Below are 14,650 nucleotides of genomic sequence, written 5' to 3'. Positions count from 1 at the left end.
CAACCGTCGTGGTGAATGAATTGTCACCAGCGCCGCGCGGGCATGAACCAAATTGCAATGGCTCTCGACCATGATGGAGCCAGGGAAAGCGGTCGACATGAACCGCGCTGGGGGAGTCACGATCATGGGCCTCATGCTCGATACGGTCGGGAAACTGATCGCGAAATATCTGCAGAAGGAGCTGCCCGGCTACGAGCCTTTCACGCCGAGCGACCCCGAACGCCTGCGCGGTATCATCGAGGAAGGTGACGTGCTGCTGGTCGAAGGCAACAACCGCGTCTCCGGCATCATCAAATATCTCACGCAATCGACCTGGTCGCATGCCGCGCTCTATGTCGGCCCAATCGATGGTGCTGCAGAGCCGAACGGCGAGCCGCATGTGCTGATCGAGGCCAATATCGGCGAAGGTGTCACCTCGGCACCGCTGTCGAAATATTATCCGTTCCACACCCGCCTGTGCCGCCCGGTCGGTCTGTCCTACGAGGACCGCACCACTGTGTGTCGCTACGCCATCAACCGGATTGGCTTTGGTTACGACACCAAGAACATTCTCGACCTGATGCGCTTCCTGATCCCGCTGCCAATACCGCAGCGCTGGCGGCGGCGCATGATCGCTTTCGGCTCCGGCGATCCCACCAAGATCATCTGCTCGGCATTGATCGCGCAGGCTTTCGATGCCGTGCGCTATCCGATTCTGCCGAAAATCACCCGCGCCGGTAGCCGCCAGGCCCGTCGCGAGATTCTGCACATCCGCGATTCATCGCTGTATATGCCCAGGGATTTCGATATCTCGCCCTATTTCGAGGTGGTGAAGCCCACCATTGAACTCGGATTCGACTACACGGCATTGCATTGGGCCGACAAACAAAAGCCGCTCCGGGAGGTGGCGGGCACTTTCGATCCATTTCCGGACGTCTTCGGCACGCCGACGCTCATTCCTGAGACGACTGACACGGAAGCGGAAGTGGCTGACGAAGACGTGAGCAGGCCTCGGATCAGGCTAATCGCCTGATCCGCCACTTCAAGACTTGACCGCGCCCGCTGTGAGTCCGCCGACCATGTAGCGCCGGAAGGCGTAATAGACTGCAGCTGGTGGTAGCGCGTAAATAAAGCCCGTGGTCATCAGCAATTCCCAGGGCGAGTCATCAGCGGCCAGGAAGTTGCCGAGCGCGACGGGTAGCGTGATCTCGGTATCCTTGGACAGCAGCAGGAAGGCGTAGAGATATTCGTTCCAGGCGAGCAGCAGCGCATAGGTCCCGATCGCGACCAGCGATGGCAACATCAGCGGCACATAGACCATCCGAAACAGTTGCAGCGGCGTCGCGCCATCCATGATGGCGGCTTCGTCGAGCTCGAGCGGCAGCTTGTCGGACGCCTGCTTGAGCACCCAGATCGCATAGGGCGAAGCAATGGTCACCATCGCCAGGATCAGCGACCAGTGATTGTTGAGCAGGCCGTAATTGCCCATGGTGCGATACATTGGCACAGCGAGGAATGCGGCGGGAATGAAATAGGTGAACAGCGCCATGTTCATCACCGTCCGTCCACCGCGCACACGGAGACGGCTGATGGCAAAGGCCGCAGCGGTGGCGATGACCAGCGTCAGCGCACCAACAGCCACCGCGATAACGACGGAATTGAAGAACTGCGCCCAGAAATCGCGCAAGAAATAGTGCTGCTGATTGAACACGATCCTGAAATTGTTCAGCGTCGGATGATCGGGCCACAGCTTGCCCGCGAACGCATCCTGCTTCGGCGAGATCGCGAACAGGAACATGTGATAGATCGGAATCAGCGTCCAGATCAGCACGGGAATGCCAATCAACAACAGTCGCGCTTCGGTGCCGACCTCTCGTAGCGTTGGCACTCTCATCGGGTGAACCTCTTCATCGAGAGAGCCGTTTCATCATGAAATAGACCAGCGGCAGCACAAGCGGCATCGCGCAAACGATGGATGCCATCGACATGTCGAGCTGATCGAGGCGGAGATAGCGAATCCCCAATGTGGACAGAACATGAGTGAGATCCGCTGGCCCGCCTCCCGTCAACAGATAGACGCTGTTGAAGTCACCGAGCGTCCAGATCATCGAAAGCAGCGTGCAGGTCAGATACAGCGTCTGCATCGACGGCCAGGTGATGAAGCGGAATTTCTGCCACCAGCTGGCGCCGTCGACATCGGCGGCTTCGAACATGTCCGTCGAGATCGCCAGACGCCCTGTCATCAGGATCAACGTCCAGAACGGCAGCGACTTCCAGATGTGCACCATGATCGCCAGCGTCAGGCCGATAGCGGGATCGTTCAGCCAGTTGGGCCCATCCTCGCCAGTAAACTTGAAGATCAGATTATTGATCACGCCCCATTCGGGATTGAACATGAAGCGCACCGACAGGATGGTCGGGATCGACGGCACCGCCCAAGGCAGGATGAACAGTACCGACAGCCAGCGTATCCATGTCCGTGACTGCACAAAGAAGCCGGACAGAAACAGAGCGATCAGCATCTTCACATTGATGCCGATAATCAGGAAGATCAGCGTGTTGACGACGGCGCGCGCGAATACCGGATCGTTATAGAGCGCGACGTAACTCGCCGGGTGCCGCGCCAGCCACAAGCCATAACCGATCGGATAGACCACGAAGGCGGCGAACACGAGCAGATAGGGCGCGATCATCACGACGCCCCAGACCTGCGGCGTCGTCAGGCGGGCGGACCATGGCCGGCGTGGCAGCGTATCGGCGGGAGCGGGATAGGTGATCGTGGCCATGCTGTACACCATTGCAAAAGCCGGCCGCGAAGAGCGGCCGGCTTTGTCTCGGACTAACCCGCGATTTCCTTGATGCGGGCGATCAACTCATCGACGGCCTTCTCGACCGGCACCTTCTCGCTGACCACGCGGTTCATCGCCTTGGCCCAGACGTTCTCGTTATTGAGGATCGTGAACTTGTAATTCTTCACGAAATCGAACGACGAGGTGCCACCCGTGAACTGGGTATAGACTGCCTTGCGATGCTTGTCGGCCTGCCAGAACGGGCTTGCCTGTCCGGCCTTGGTCACCGGGAACCAGCGACCCAGCGCACCTTCGACATAGGGGCCAAGGTTTTCTTCTTCCATCAGGAACTTGACGAATTCCTTGGCGCCCGCCTTGTTCTTCGACTGCGAGAAGATCATCCCCGTCTTCACGTCTGAGCGATACTTGATCGGCGTGCCGTCCGGCTTCAGCGGGAACGATGCCGTGACGATCGTCTCTTCATAGGCCTTCTTGCCGGCCGCGCGCTGCTCCGGCGTCAACGTCTGGTTTTGCGAATCCTCGAACCACTTCGCCGCGATCGAAATCGTGAAGTTGTGGGTCATGATGATGCTCTTGTTGTGGAAGGCGACATTGTTGTCTGGGTCCTTCCACGTCGTCGAGGATGGCGGCGTGCAGCCCTTGATATAGGTGTCGGTATAGTCCCTGAGCGCGCCGATCAGGCCTTCCTTGACCTTGGGATCGTCCACCAGAAGCTTGCCGTCATCATCGACCAGCTTGACGTTATAGGCATCCATGAAGGTGTAGAACGACTGCAGTGAGTCCGTGGACTCCACGCCCATCGGCTGGCCGACACCATAGGCACGGCTGCCCGACGCCTTGCGATAGGCCGGCTGGACCTTGTCGCACCAGAACGACCAGTAGCCCTTCCAGTCCTTGGGAATATCGCTGATCTTGTAGCCGGCCTGCTCGAGCAGATCGCTCCAGATCTCCACATGCATCGACTGCTGCTTCAGCGGAAAGCCGTAATAGGCTTTCTTCTTGGTCTGACCATTCATCAGATAGGCCGTCTCGACCGTATTCGGCGCGAATTTATCCATCATCGGCTTTAGGATGTCGGTGATATCTTCCAGCTTGCCTTCGAAGGCCCATTTGCCGGATGCCTGCACATCGTAGGTGTCGGCATAGGCGACATCCGGCGGCGTGCCGGAATCCAGCGCGGCCACGGTCTTCGGGATCATGTCCTGAATGGCATATTGCGAGAGTTCGACCTTGATCTTGGTTTTGTCTTCGAATTTCTTGATCGCCGCCAGCAGCGATTCATCTTCGGATTTATAAAACCCCTTGCTGAACCAGACGGTGATGCTTTGCTGCGCGAAGGCGGGCGCTGCGGTCAGAAACAAGCCGGAAGCGGCAGTGGCGAAAACAAGCGCACGGGTACCCTTGGTGATCAAGACGTCGTCCTCCCTGATGATTGTTTTTCTTGAGACTACCTCTTTCTATTTATCCGTCCAGTGAAGAAGTCGATGCTGCGCTGCACTTGTCTGACAACTTCGCAAGGGTTACGTCTTCGTGATTGCAAGGAGAAAATCGGATGCTCGTCGCTGCCGCCAAGGCGCTATCGCAAATTCTTTCACCGCCGATGCGCAGCATCCTGTGGAAGTCGATCGGACTTGCCCTGGTTTTAATCACTGTCCTGGCAATCGGCATGCAGCGGTTGTTGAACTGGGCTGCCACTTCGGGCGGCGTCTGGGCCGAAAGCACGATCGGGTCGGACTACCACACGATGATCAATGTGTTGTCCTGGATCTTGTCGATTGCCGCCGGTCTCGGCGTCGTCGCCGGTGCAATCTTTCTGATGCCGGCGATCACGTCACTGGTTGCCAGCGTGTTCGTCGATGATGTTGCCGATATCGTCGAGCGCGAACATTATCCCGCGGAGCGGGTCGGCGTCGCATTGCCGTTCGGGCTCGCCATCACCGAAGGCGGCAAGACCGCGCTGCTGACCATCGCGGTCTATCTGATCGCGCTACCCTTCGTGTTCTTCGCCGGCATTGGTTTCGTTGTCTTCTTCATCGCCACAGCCTGGCTGCTCGGCCGCGAATATTTCGAGCTGGCTGCCATGCGGTTCCGCTCGCCAGCGGACGCCAAGGCGATGCGCAAGCAGCATGCGGCGACGGTGTTCACCGCCGGGCTGTTCATCGCAGCTTTTGTCTCGATCCCGATCGTCAACCTGGCCACGCCGCTGTTCGGCATGGCCTTCATGGTCCATATGCACAAGCGATTGAGCGGACCACGACCGGAGCTGATCGAGCCGGGTCGCGTGACAAAGATGCCGGTCGCCTAGACCACCGTCTTCTCTGGCCACTGGCACAGATCGTTGATCAGACACACCTCGCAGCGCGGCTTGCGCGCGAGACACGTATAGCGGCCGTGCAGGATCAGCCAATGATGGGCATGCAGCATGAACTCGTCGGGGATCACGCGCTCCAGCTCCAGCTCCACGTCGAGCACGTTCTTGCCCGGCGCCATGTTGGTGCGATTGCCGACGCGGAAGACATGGGTGTCCACAGCCATCGTGTGCTCGCCAAACGCCATGTTGAGCACAACATTGGCTGTCTTGCGCCCCGCCCCCGGTAACGACTCGATTTCGGCGCGGGTGCGCGGCACGACGCCGCCGAATTCGCGGATCAGCTTTTCCGAGAGCGCGATGACGTTCTTCGCCTTGGTGCGATAGAGGCCGATGGTCTTGATATATTCCCGCACCGTCTCTTCGCCGAGATCAATCATTTTCTGCGGCGTATCGGCGATGGGAAACAGCGCGCGCGTCGCCTTGTTGACGCCGGCGTCAGTCGCCTGCGCGGACAACACCACTGCGACCAGCAATGTGTAGGGGTTGAGATGTTCGAGCTCGCCCTTGGGCTCGGGATTAGCCTTGCGGAAGCGCGAGAAGGCTTCATGGACCTGGGCTTTGGTCCAAGGTTTCAACTTGATGGGTTTCAGCTTGGTGGGCTTCGGCTTGGCTATCTTCTTCGCAGGCGCCTTCACCGCTTTCGCTACAACCTTCTTTGCAGGACTGGACTTTGCGCTGGCGGCGAGCTTGCGGGTGATTTTCGGCATCAAAGGGATATACTGAGGGACCATGACATCAGGCAACGACTTTGACGTCTCGCAGGAACCGATGCTGTTCAGCGCGCTGCTGCGTCCGCATCACGCGCTGGGTCGCAAGGGCTTCCTCGTGCTCATGGGTTTCATCAGCATGGTCTCGTTCGGCGCGGGGATGGCCTTCCTGTTGATGGGCGCATGGCCGGTGCTCGGCTTTTTCGGCCTCGACCTGCTGGCGATCTATATCGCCTTCAAGATCTACGACAGACGCGCCAGGGCCACCGAAGAGATCACGGTCACGCCGTCGGAAATCCGTGTGCGCCGGGTCAGCCCATCAGGCGACGTCGTGGAATGGGCATTCAATCCGCTCTGGGTGCAGATCGATCAGGTGTGCCACGCCGAATTCGGCATCGAGCAGCTTTTTCTGGTGTCGCGCGGCCGTCGGGTGTCGATCGCACGGTTCCTCGGCGCGGAGGAAAAGGCGAGCTTCATCAAAGCCTTGATGGAAGCGCTACAGGCCGCCAAACGCGGCCAGACCTATAATCCGGTGAGCTGATGATCAATCGGGAAACGGGTGGTTTGCGCGCCGGGGCAGGCCTACATCGATATCATGATGAATCTTGCCAGAGACCTAGCGATGACTGAGCATCGCCCGATCAAGCCGGGCCAGCGCGACGCGGCCCTGCGCGATTACGATTCCGTGCGCCGTGCCATCGGCTTCATGCACTCACAGTGGCGGGACCAGCCGAACATCGAGGCCGTGGCGGATGCCGCGAGCGTGACGCCGGACGAGTTGCATCACCTGTTCCGCCGCTGGGCGGGACTGACTCCGAAAGCGTTCATGCAGGCGCTGACGCTCGACCACGCCAAGCACCTGCTGCGCGATTCCGCCAGCGTGCTCGACGCCGCGCTCGACTCAGGCCTTTCCGGCCCGGGCCGGCTGCACGATCTCTTCGTAACCCATGAAGCGATGTCACCCGGAGAATGGAAAACCGGCGGCGCCGGTATGGAGTTGCGCTACGGCTTCCATCCCTCACCGTTCGGCACCGCGATCGTGATCGCCAGCGACCGCGGCCTTGCGGGTCTCGCTTTCTCCGATCCGGGCGACGAACAGCGCGCTTTCGCCGACATGAGCCGGCGTTGGCCGGCGGCCACATTGATTGAGGACACTCCCGGCACGGCCGGACTGGCGCAGCGCATCTTCGACAGCAAGCTGTGGCGCCCGGACCAGCCGCTGCGGGTGGTGTTGATCGGGACGGATTTCGAAGTCCGCGTCTGGGAAACGCTGCTGAAGATCCCGATGGGTCGTGCGGTCAGCTATTCGGATATCGCCTGCAAGATCGACAACCCGAAGGCCTCACGCGCCGTCGGCGCGGCCGTGGGCAAGAACCCGATTTCCTTCGTGGTGCCGTGCCATCGCGCGCTCGGTAAATCCGGCGCGCTGACGGGTTATCATTGGGGCATTACACGGAAGCAGGCCATGATCGGCTGGGAAGCCGGACAGGTGGGAGCGAATTAGCAGCAATGGGCCGCAGTTTCCTGCGGCCCATTGGACTGAATGACTAGGACGCTTCCTTCAGCACGGGCGCTGAGGATTCGTCGGTCTTCATTTCTTCAAGGCTGCGGTTCCGTGGCTCAATGCCGAACGCCCACACCGTGATGATCTGCAGCACCAGCAATCCGATCATCAGCGCCATTACGCCCGCAACGCCGCGCGCCTCGAACAGGGTCACCACCAAGAACGGCGTCACGATGGTTGCGCCGCGCCCCAGCGTGTTGACGATCCCCGACGCCCGCAAGCGCACTTCGGTGGGGAACAGTTCGGGGATATAGATGCCGAACAGCAACGCAACCAGCACATAGATCGGGATCGTGAGCGCGAAACCGACCGCTGGCAGCAGAAGCGGATCGGAAATCATCGGATAGATGATGCCCAACACCACCGCGATCAGCGACGAACCGATGATGGTCGGCTTGCGGCCCCAACGGTCGGCCGTCAGCGCGCCGATGGCCGAGCCGACCGGAGCACCCAGCGCCATCAGTAGCGAGTAACTGAACGACGTGGCGACACTCAATCCCTGTTTGATGAAGAACACCGGCAGCCAGGTCACGAAGCCATACAGCAATGTGTTGATGGTGATCAGGCAGATCGAACCGACGATCATACGCGACAGCAGTGGGGGCGCGAATAGCGACGACAGCTGGCCGGACGCCTGCACGGTCGGGACCGTGGTCACCGGCGGCAGCGGCTTGCCCTGGGCAGCCTCGCTTTCGATCTTCTGCATCAGCGCCTCAGCCTCCTCGCGGCGGCCGACGGCCTCGAGCCAGCGCGGCGACTCGGGCAGGTTCTTGCGCATGTACCAGACCACCAGCGCACCGATGCCGCCGAGCACGAACATGGCGCGCCATCCGAACATCGGCACCACGAACGAGGCCACCAGTAACGCCACCGGCAGGCCACTGACGACGCAGACGGCCATCAGCCCCAGATACTTGCCGCGCGAACGCGCGGGAACGAACTCGGTCATCGTCGAGTAGCCGACCACGTTTTCGGCACCGAGTCCGAGACCCATCACGAAGCGGCACAGGATCAGGATGGTCATGTTTGGTGCGAATGCCGCCGCAAGCGATGCCACACCGAACAGCAGCAGATTGAACTGGTAGGAGAACCGACGGCCGTAGCGATCGCCGAGAAAGCCTGTGCCGAACGAGCCGAGCATCATTCCGAAGAACGTCGCCGAAATGAACAGCGCATTCTCCGCGAGTGTCGAGAAGCCGCTCTTGAGCGTCACGCCCAGCACTGTTCCTGCGATATAGATGTCAAAGCCGTCGAAGAACATTCCAATCCCGATCAACGTCATGATGCGGTAGTGGAACGGTCCGATCGGCAGCCGGTCCAACCGGCCGCCCGCATTTACTGATGTCGGCATCGTCGTCTCTCCCTGTTTGTTTCCATATCGATTAGCGCCGTCCCTCTGTGGGGGATCTGTTGGCGATCGCTTTGCTCTAGTTCAGTCGCTTCTGCCCCGCCGTGTCGCGATACCAGTCGAACGGGCCATCGCCCGTCGCCACCATCACGCTCTTGGTGTTGAAGTGATCATCGAAGCTTTCGGTGCCGCATTCACGGCCGATGCCACTGTCGTCCACGCCGCCCCAGGGCGATGCAGGATCGAGGCGATGATGATCGTTGATCCAGACGATACCCGCCTTGACGCGGCCGGCCACGCGATGTGCGCGCGCGACGTCACGGGTGCGGATCGCCGCTGCAAGTCCGAACGGGGAATCATTGGCCAGACGCAACGCATCGGCCTCGTCCTTGAACGGCGTGACAGAGGTGAACGGACCGAACACCTCTTCCTGGAAGATGCGCATGTCCGACCGAACATCGGCGAACACCGTGGGCTCCACGAAGAACCCGTTTTCGTGACCGGCAACCTTTGCCGCAACGCCACCAGCAACCAGCCGGGCACCGTCTTCGTGACCGAAACGCGCATAGGACAGCACGCGGTCACGCTGGCGCGCCGAGATCACCGGGCCGAGCTGCGTGTTGGGATCGAACGGATCGCCGATACGGATAGAATTCGTCTTGGCCTGTAGCTTCGCGACGAACTCGTCGTAGATCGAGGCCTGCACGATATGCCTGGATGCGCAAACGCAAGTCTGGCCGGCACCGATGAAGGCACCGAAGGCAGCGTAATTCACTGCCTGATCGACATCGAAATCGTCGAACACCATGACAGGCGTCTTGCCGCCGAGCTCCATGGTCTGATGCGCGAACACTTTCGCCGCGGATGATCCGGCGATGCGCCCGGCTTCGGTGCCGCCGGTCAGCACCAGCTTGTTGATGTCAGGGTGTTCGGACAACATCTTGCCGGCACTTGGGCCGTAGCCCAGCACGATATTGAACACACCCGGCGGCAGGCCGGCTTCGGTGAAGATCTGCGCGAGCTTCAGCGTGGTCAGGGGCGTGTATTCCGAGGGCTTCACGACCGTCACACAGCCGGTAGCCAGTACAGCAGCCAGCGACTTGCACAGGATCATCAGCGGATGATTGAACGGCGTACAGTTCGCCACGATCCCGATCGGCGTGCGCAATGTGTAGTTGAGATACGCGCCTTCGACCGGGATGACCGAATCGCGCCGCGCCAGGGCAACGCCGGCGAAATAGCGGAAGAAATCAGGAAGACGCGCAAGCTGCGCACGGGTCTCGTTGACAGGACGGCCGTTGTTCAACGTCTCCAGCCGGTACAGCGTGTCGAGATTGGCCTCGAAGGCATCGGCAAGCTTGTTGATGAGGCGGGCGCGGGCGCGCGTATCCATGCCGCCCCATGCGCGTCCTTCGAACGCCGCACGCGCGCTCTTCATCGCATGATCGATATCGGCCGTGGTCGAATTGGGGATTCGCGCGATGACGTCGCCCGTAGCCGGGTTGCGCACATCAATCATCTCGCCGTTGCCGGCTTCGATTTCGCGGCCATCGACGAAATTGCCGTGGATCTCGACATCGATGGAGCCTGTTTTTGTTGGAATGTTCATAGATCTCTTCCTTCGACGATGATCGCGTTACGCGCCAGGGCAGGCAGCACGCGCTTTTCTGTTTTCTCGATGTGAGCCTTGATGATGCGCGCCGCGCCGCGCTGGTCGCGGCGCTGCATGGCGTCGATCAGGCTGACGTGCTCGCCCACGAGCTGCATGTGATCGCGGCCCTTGACGTTGGCGATGCTGATACGCACCAGCCGGTCGGCCTGTTCGATCAGATCGCGCGCGGCCGACGCCATGCGCCGGTTGCCGGACGCCTGTGCCAGCGCGATGTGGAAGGCGCGGTTATAATCGATGAAATCTTCCGCCGAGCCGTCGAACGACCTGTACTGGTCCAATCCGCGCAGGATGTTGTCCGAGGCGTGCTCGATCGCTTCCGACACACAGGCCGGCTCGACCGCATAGCGAAACCGCAACAGGTCCCGGGCGTCCGAGATCGAGATCGGATTGACCCGATAACCCTGGCGCGGCTGCACCGTCACGAGATGCTCGCGCTCCAACCGCAGCAAAGCCTCACGTACGGGCTGGCGGCTGACCGCATAGCGCTCCGCAAGCTCCTGCTCCCGCATATCATCGCCTGGCAGAAAGCGACACATCAGGATATCAGACCTGAGGCTATTGTAGACATTATCTCGAAGAAGCACGGATATTTCCTCTGATTCTCCAACAAAGATGCATGTCGTGAAATATCACGTCAAGTCAGATTTGCGCGATCGAGGCCTTGCTTTTAGGCTCCGGTCCGGGACACAACAGGACAGGCGGATGCGACAGCCGATCAGGCTGCGGGCTGCAAGCTTTTGACGGGAGAGGCAAAAATGGCAGATCGGCGCTTGGCAAACGGCACCGTCAATGCAGCGCAATTCGGCGAAGGACCGGCCATCGTGCTGCTTCACTCGCTGCTGTCTGACCGGGCAAGCTTCGACAGCATCGTGCCGTCGCTGGCCAAGACCCACCGTGTCATCGTTCCCGAATTGCCGGGTTTTGGGGGATCAGACGCCGTAAGCGGCGGACTGGCGGCCGTAGCGGACCGCGTGGCGGAGGCCGTCAGGGACTGCGGCGACGACGCGGACACGATCGTGCTCGGTAACGGCTATGGCGGTTTCGTTGCCTTGCAGATGGCGATCCGCCATCCCGGCATTGCAGGCCGTCTGGTTCTCGCCGATTGCGGCGCAGCGTTTTCCGAACCCGGCCGCGAGGCGTTCCGCAACATGGCGACGGCCGCATCGACCAAGGGATTGCCGGCGGTTACCGATGTCGCGATGCGACGCTTGTTCGCTGCCGAATTTCAGGAGCAGAACCCGGAGCTGATGCGCGATCGACGCGAGGCCTTTTTGCGCACGGATCCCAGGGTGTTTCAGAGTGCCTGCGAGTCCCTGGCGACGCTGGACCTGCGCCCCGAGATCGGGACCGTCAAAGTGCCGGTGCTGGTACTGGTCGGCGAGCACGATGAAGCGACGCCACCACCGATGTCCAGAGAGCTTGCTGCCGGACTACCTGATGCACGGCTGATCGTGCTTCCGGGCTGCGCGCATGTCCCGCAATTGCAGAAGCCGGACGTCTTTCTCGATGCGATCTCGGATTTCGTGTCGGCTGCGATGGCGCGCTAGCCGCGCCACGCAACCGAGCGCGTCGATCAACCCGCCAGATCGAGTTTCGACGCCACCGTCGCATCGGCATTGAGCCGATAGATCACCGGCACGCCGGTTGCGAGTTCGCGGGCGAGAATGCCTTCCGGCGTGAGCTTCTCCAGCACCATGATCAGGGCACGCAGCGAATTGCCGTGGGCCGCTACCAGCGTGCGTTCGCCGCGCAGCACGCAGGGCAGGATTTCCTGCACGAAATACGGCAGCGTGCGCGCCAGCGTATCCTTCAGGCTCTCGCCACCGGGCGGCGGCACGTCATAGGAACGACGCCAGACATGGACCTGCTCCTCGCCCCATTTGGCGCGGGCGTCGTCCTTATTGAGGCCGGAGAGATCACCGTAATCGCGCTCGTTCAGCGCCAGATGTTTCGTGATCGGCAGGCCGGTCTGGCCCATCTCTTCCAGTGCGAGATTGAGCGTGTGCTGCGCGCGGGTCAGCGCCGAGGTGAACGCGACATCGAAGGTCAGACCCTGCGCCTTCAGCTTGCGGCCGGCTTCCTTGGCCTCTGCGACGCCCTTCCCGGTGAGATCAGGATCTTTCCAGCCGGTGAAAAGGTTCTTCAGATTCCATTCGCTCTGTCCATGACGGACGAGGACGAGAAGACGTTCGTTCATCGAGAATTCCGTTTCGTTCTTCTTACATTTCACCAAGGCCGAGCACGTCAGCCATCGAGTACAAACCTGGCTTTTTTCCATGCGCCCACATCGCCGCCTTCAGCGCACCATGGGCGAAGATCATGCGATCCTCGGCCTTGTGCGACAGCTCGATGCGTTCATGGGGACCGGCGAAGATCACCGTATGATCGCCAGCGACAGTACCGCCGCGCAACGAGGCAAAGCCGATATCGCCGGTTTTGCGCGCGCCGGTGAGCCCGTCGCGGCCACGCGCCGAATGTTGCTCGAGCGGAATCTTGCGACCCTCGGCAGCAGCCTGACCCAGCATGAAAGCCGTGCCCGAGGGCGCGTCGATCTTGGCCTTGTGATGCATCTCCAGCACTTCGATGTCGAAGCCGTCATCGAGCGACTGCGCAACGCGCTTCACCAGCGCGGCGAGCAGATTGACGCCGAGGCTCATATTGCCCGACTGCACGACGATGGCCTGACCGGTCACGCTCTTGATCACCGCGTTGTCCGACGACGATAGGCCGGTGGTGCCGATCACGTGAACGAGGCCGCGCTGGGCTGCGATCGCAACATTGGCGATGGTCGCCGCAGGCACCGTGAAATCAAGGATACCATCGGCATCCTTCGACAGCGTCCAGAGGTCGGCCGAGAGTTTGACGCCGTTCTCGGGAAGGCCGGCGAGCACGCCGGCATCCTGTCCGAGCAGCTCCGAGCCGGGCGCCTCGAGCGCACCGGAAACAACAGCGCCGGGGGTTTCGGAGATGGTGCGGATCAGCGCGCGGCCCATTCGGCCGCCGGCGCCAGCAACGATCAGTCTCATATCGGACATTGAACGATCCTCAGTATCTCAAGGCGGTATAGCGGCGCGTTGCCACGGCGGCAACACGCCCACGGTACCTAAAGTCCTTAGATACCAATCAGATCAAACACATGCTTAAGGCCCTGCCGCTCAAGGCTGCGGACCGTCATACCCCTCGATGATCACGAGATCGCTCTCGCCGTGCGGGCTGCGCATCGCGACCAACCGCTGGTATTCCGGCGAATTGTAACAGGCTAGCGCGGTCGTGTAGTCCTTGAATTCGAGCACAACATTGCGCGAGCGCGACGTGCCTTCCTTGGCCTCGAACTGACCACCGCGCACCAGGAATTTGGCCCCGAATTTATTGAAGACCGGGCCGTTCTCGGCCACGTATTGCTTGTAGCCGTCCATATTGTGCACGTCGACGCGTGCAATCCAGTAAGCCTTGGCCATCTGTCTCTCTCCCTGTCCCGTTCTTACGTGTTCGCCAGTGCCTGCGTAATTTCGGCGACGATCGCCTCGGCCGCAGCCTTCGGATCAGCAGCTTCCATTACCGGACGGCCGACCACCAGATAGTCCGAACCTTCGGCAATCGCGCGTGCCGGGGTCATGATCCGCTTCTGATCGCCCACGTCACTGCCCGCAGGGCGCACACCGGGCGTGACCAGACACATCTCAGGCTTGATATGCTTGCGCAGGTTCGCCGCCTCTTCCGGCGAGCAGACGAGGCCATCGATACCGAGCGCCTGCGCCTGCTGCGCGCGCGCGGCGACGAGATCGCTGACACCGAGTTGATAGCCCGCGGCCTTCAGATCCTCATTGTCATAGGAGGTCAGTACTGTCACCGCGAGGATCTTCAGGCCGGAGCCCTTGCTGGCATTGGCCGCCGCCTGCATGGTCTGCGGATAGCCATGCACGGTGAGGAAGGTCGCGCCGAGCTTCGCCACGCTTTCCACACCGCGCGCGACGGTGTTGCCGATGTCGTGCATCTTCAGATCGGCGAACACCTTCTTTCCGGTATCGGCGAGCTTGCGCACCAGCGGCAGACCACCAGCATAGCCGAGCTGATAGCCGATCTTGTAGAAAGTCACGCTGTCGCCGAGCCGCGCGATCATCGCTTCGGCAGCGTCAACATCCGGCAAATCGAGCGCGACGATCAGGCGGTCGCGGGGATCAATGGTCTGCAACGTCATC

General features: G+C 60.9%; 16 protein-coding genes. 5 read left to right on the top strand and 11 right to left on the bottom strand.

What is annotated here, in order from left to right; all coding sequences use genetic code 11:
• The first annotated feature begins 124 nt into the window (after positions 1 to 124).
• Positions 125 to 1,012 (top strand): YiiX/YebB-like N1pC/P60 family cysteine hydrolase, encoded by an 888-nt coding sequence (locus AB8A50_RS21565; protein ID WP_120287707.1) that lies wholly within the window; start codon positions 125 to 127, stop codon positions 1,010 to 1,012.
• Between the two features lie 9 nt (positions 1,013 to 1,021).
• Here the strand turns inward: AB8A50_RS21565 and AB8A50_RS21560 are convergent, their stop codons facing one another.
• The 3 genes from AB8A50_RS21560 to AB8A50_RS21550 are packed head-to-tail and all read right to left on the bottom strand — an operon-like array spanning position 1,022 to position 4,201.
• Positions 1,022 to 1,873, bottom strand: a complete 852-nt coding sequence (locus AB8A50_RS21560) for a carbohydrate ABC transporter permease (RefSeq protein WP_231078615.1) — start codon at positions 1,871 to 1,873, stop codon at positions 1,022 to 1,024.
• A 13-nt stretch (positions 1,874 to 1,886) separates the two neighbouring features.
• Positions 1,887 to 2,765, bottom strand: a complete 879-nt coding sequence (locus tag AB8A50_RS21555; protein WP_089263663.1) for a carbohydrate ABC transporter permease — start codon at positions 2,763 to 2,765, stop codon at positions 1,887 to 1,889.
• A 53-nt stretch (positions 2,766 to 2,818) separates the two neighbouring features.
• The gene (locus tag AB8A50_RS21550; protein ID WP_089263039.1) at positions 2,819 to 4,201 is read right to left on the bottom strand and encodes an ABC transporter substrate-binding protein; all 1,383 of its coding nucleotides are present in this window, start codon (positions 4,199 to 4,201) and stop codon (positions 2,819 to 2,821) included.
• Positions 4,202 to 4,341: 140 nt separating this feature from the next.
• Here AB8A50_RS21550 and AB8A50_RS21545 point away from each other — a divergent pair, with 140 nt between their 5' ends.
• Complete coding sequence (locus tag AB8A50_RS21545; RefSeq protein ID WP_439078855.1) at positions 4,342 to 5,094, top strand: sulfate transporter family protein; 753 nt, start codon at positions 4,342 to 4,344, stop codon at positions 5,092 to 5,094.
• Here the strand turns inward: AB8A50_RS21545 and nth are convergent.
• Complete coding sequence (gene nth, locus AB8A50_RS21540) at positions 5,091 to 5,867, bottom strand: endonuclease III (RefSeq protein ID WP_439078854.1); 777 nt, start codon at positions 5,865 to 5,867, stop codon at positions 5,091 to 5,093. The genes AB8A50_RS21545 and nth overlap by 4 nt on opposite strands.
• A 22-nt stretch (positions 5,868 to 5,889) precedes the next feature.
• Between nth and AB8A50_RS21535 the strand changes: the two genes are divergently transcribed.
• Positions 5,890 to 6,408 carry a DUF2244 domain-containing protein gene (locus AB8A50_RS21535; protein WP_439078853.1) on the top strand — a complete coding sequence of 173 codons (519 nt, stop codon included), beginning with the start codon at positions 5,890 to 5,892 and terminating at the stop codon, positions 6,406 to 6,408.
• Between the two features lie 81 nt (positions 6,409 to 6,489).
• The gene (locus AB8A50_RS21530; RefSeq protein WP_414716825.1) at positions 6,490 to 7,371 is read left to right on the top strand and encodes a methylated-DNA--[protein]-cysteine S-methyltransferase; all 882 of its coding nucleotides are present in this window, start codon (positions 6,490 to 6,492) and stop codon (positions 7,369 to 7,371) included.
• Between the two features lie 43 nt (positions 7,372 to 7,414).
• On the opposite strand, the gene AB8A50_RS21525 is transcribed toward AB8A50_RS21530, so the two are convergent.
• The 3 genes from AB8A50_RS21525 to AB8A50_RS21515 all read right to left on the bottom strand — a co-directional run bounded on the left by AB8A50_RS21525 (position 7,415) and on the right by AB8A50_RS21515 (position 11,035).
• Positions 7,415 to 8,782 carry an MFS transporter gene (locus tag AB8A50_RS21525; protein WP_089263047.1) on the bottom strand — a complete coding sequence of 456 codons (1,368 nt, stop codon included), beginning with the start codon at positions 8,780 to 8,782 and terminating at the stop codon, positions 7,415 to 7,417.
• A gap of 76 nt (positions 8,783 to 8,858) precedes the next feature.
• A complete protein-coding gene (locus AB8A50_RS21520; RefSeq protein ID WP_439078852.1) occupies positions 8,859 to 10,388 on the bottom strand; it encodes an aldehyde dehydrogenase in 1,530 nt (509 codons plus the stop codon).
• Positions 10,385 to 11,035 carry a GntR family transcriptional regulator gene (locus tag AB8A50_RS21515; RefSeq protein ID WP_115032048.1) on the bottom strand — a complete coding sequence of 217 codons (651 nt, stop codon included), beginning with the start codon at positions 11,033 to 11,035 and terminating at the stop codon, positions 10,385 to 10,387. Before AB8A50_RS21515 ends, AB8A50_RS21520 begins: the two co-directional genes overlap by 4 nt.
• A 171-nt stretch (positions 11,036 to 11,206) precedes the next feature.
• On the opposite strand from AB8A50_RS21515, the gene AB8A50_RS21510 reads away from it, so the two are divergent.
• Positions 11,207 to 11,998 carry an alpha/beta fold hydrolase gene (locus tag AB8A50_RS21510; protein ID WP_439078851.1) on the top strand — a complete coding sequence of 264 codons (792 nt, stop codon included), beginning with the start codon at positions 11,207 to 11,209 and terminating at the stop codon, positions 11,996 to 11,998.
• A gap of 26 nt (positions 11,999 to 12,024) precedes the next feature.
• On the opposite strand, the gene AB8A50_RS21505 is transcribed toward AB8A50_RS21510, so the two are convergent.
• From AB8A50_RS21505 to pyrF, 4 genes are all read right to left on the bottom strand, one after another.
• Positions 12,025 to 12,648, bottom strand: a complete 624-nt coding sequence (locus AB8A50_RS21505) for a 2,3-bisphosphoglycerate-dependent phosphoglycerate mutase (RefSeq protein WP_439078850.1) — start codon at positions 12,646 to 12,648, stop codon at positions 12,025 to 12,027.
• Positions 12,649 to 12,670: 22 nt separating this feature from the next.
• Positions 12,671 to 13,486 (bottom strand): 4-hydroxy-tetrahydrodipicolinate reductase, encoded by an 816-nt coding sequence (gene dapB / locus AB8A50_RS21500; RefSeq protein ID WP_089263057.1) that lies wholly within the window; start codon positions 13,484 to 13,486, stop codon positions 12,671 to 12,673.
• Positions 13,487 to 13,606: 120 nt separating this feature from the next.
• Positions 13,607 to 13,909, bottom strand: a complete 303-nt coding sequence (locus tag AB8A50_RS21495; RefSeq protein WP_120287700.1) for a DUF1330 domain-containing protein — start codon at positions 13,907 to 13,909, stop codon at positions 13,607 to 13,609.
• A gap of 23 nt (positions 13,910 to 13,932) precedes the next feature.
• Complete coding sequence (gene pyrF, locus AB8A50_RS21490; RefSeq protein ID WP_175369369.1) at positions 13,933 to 14,649, bottom strand: orotidine-5'-phosphate decarboxylase; 717 nt, start codon at positions 14,647 to 14,649, stop codon at positions 13,933 to 13,935.
• Between the last annotated feature and the right edge of the window lies 1 nt (position 14,650).

Origin of the sequence: Tardiphaga sp. 841_E9_N1_2 (assembly GCF_051811065.1) — a bacterium.
Taxonomy (GTDB): Bacteria; Pseudomonadota; Alphaproteobacteria; order Rhizobiales; family Xanthobacteraceae; genus Tardiphaga; species Tardiphaga robiniae.
This window is presented reverse-complemented; position numbering and strand designations above follow the sequence as displayed.

Excerpts from the sequence above, each read along its gene's own strand:
- AB8A50_RS21565 (WP_120287707.1), top strand. The coding sequence starts at position 125 with ATGGGCCTCATGCTCGATACGGTCGGGAAACTGATCGCGAAATATCTG.
- AB8A50_RS21560 (WP_231078615.1), bottom strand. The coding sequence starts at position 1,873 with ATGAGAGTGCCAACGCTACGAGAGGTCGGCACCGAAGCGCGACTGTTG.
- AB8A50_RS21555 (WP_089263663.1), bottom strand. The coding sequence starts at position 2,765 with ATGGCCACGATCACCTATCCCGCTCCCGCCGATACGCTGCCACGCCGG.
- AB8A50_RS21545 (WP_439078855.1), top strand. The coding sequence starts at position 4,342 with ATGCTCGTCGCTGCCGCCAAGGCGCTATCGCAAATTCTTTCACCGCCG.
- nth (WP_439078854.1), bottom strand. The coding sequence starts at position 5,867 with ATGCCGAAAATCACCCGCAAGCTCGCCGCCAGCGCAAAGTCCAGTCCT.
- AB8A50_RS21535 (WP_439078853.1), top strand. The coding sequence starts at position 5,890 with ATGACATCAGGCAACGACTTTGACGTCTCGCAGGAACCGATGCTGTTC.
- AB8A50_RS21530 (WP_414716825.1), top strand. The coding sequence starts at position 6,490 with ATGACTGAGCATCGCCCGATCAAGCCGGGCCAGCGCGACGCGGCCCTG.
- AB8A50_RS21525 (WP_089263047.1), bottom strand. The coding sequence starts at position 8,782 with ATGCCGACATCAGTAAATGCGGGCGGCCGGTTGGACCGGCTGCCGATC.
- AB8A50_RS21520 (WP_439078852.1), bottom strand. The coding sequence starts at position 10,388 with ATGAACATTCCAACAAAAACAGGCTCCATCGATGTCGAGATCCACGGC.
- AB8A50_RS21510 (WP_439078851.1), top strand. The coding sequence starts at position 11,207 with ATGGCAGATCGGCGCTTGGCAAACGGCACCGTCAATGCAGCGCAATTC.
- AB8A50_RS21505 (WP_439078850.1), bottom strand. The coding sequence starts at position 12,648 with ATGAACGAACGTCTTCTCGTCCTCGTCCGTCATGGACAGAGCGAATGG.
- dapB (WP_089263057.1), bottom strand. The coding sequence starts at position 13,486 with ATGTCCGATATGAGACTGATCGTTGCTGGCGCCGGCGGCCGAATGGGC.
- AB8A50_RS21495 (WP_120287700.1), bottom strand. The coding sequence starts at position 13,909 with ATGGCCAAGGCTTACTGGATTGCACGCGTCGACGTGCACAATATGGAC.
- pyrF (WP_175369369.1), bottom strand. The coding sequence starts at position 14,649 with ATGACGTTGCAGACCATTGATCCCCGCGACCGCCTGATCGTCGCGCTC.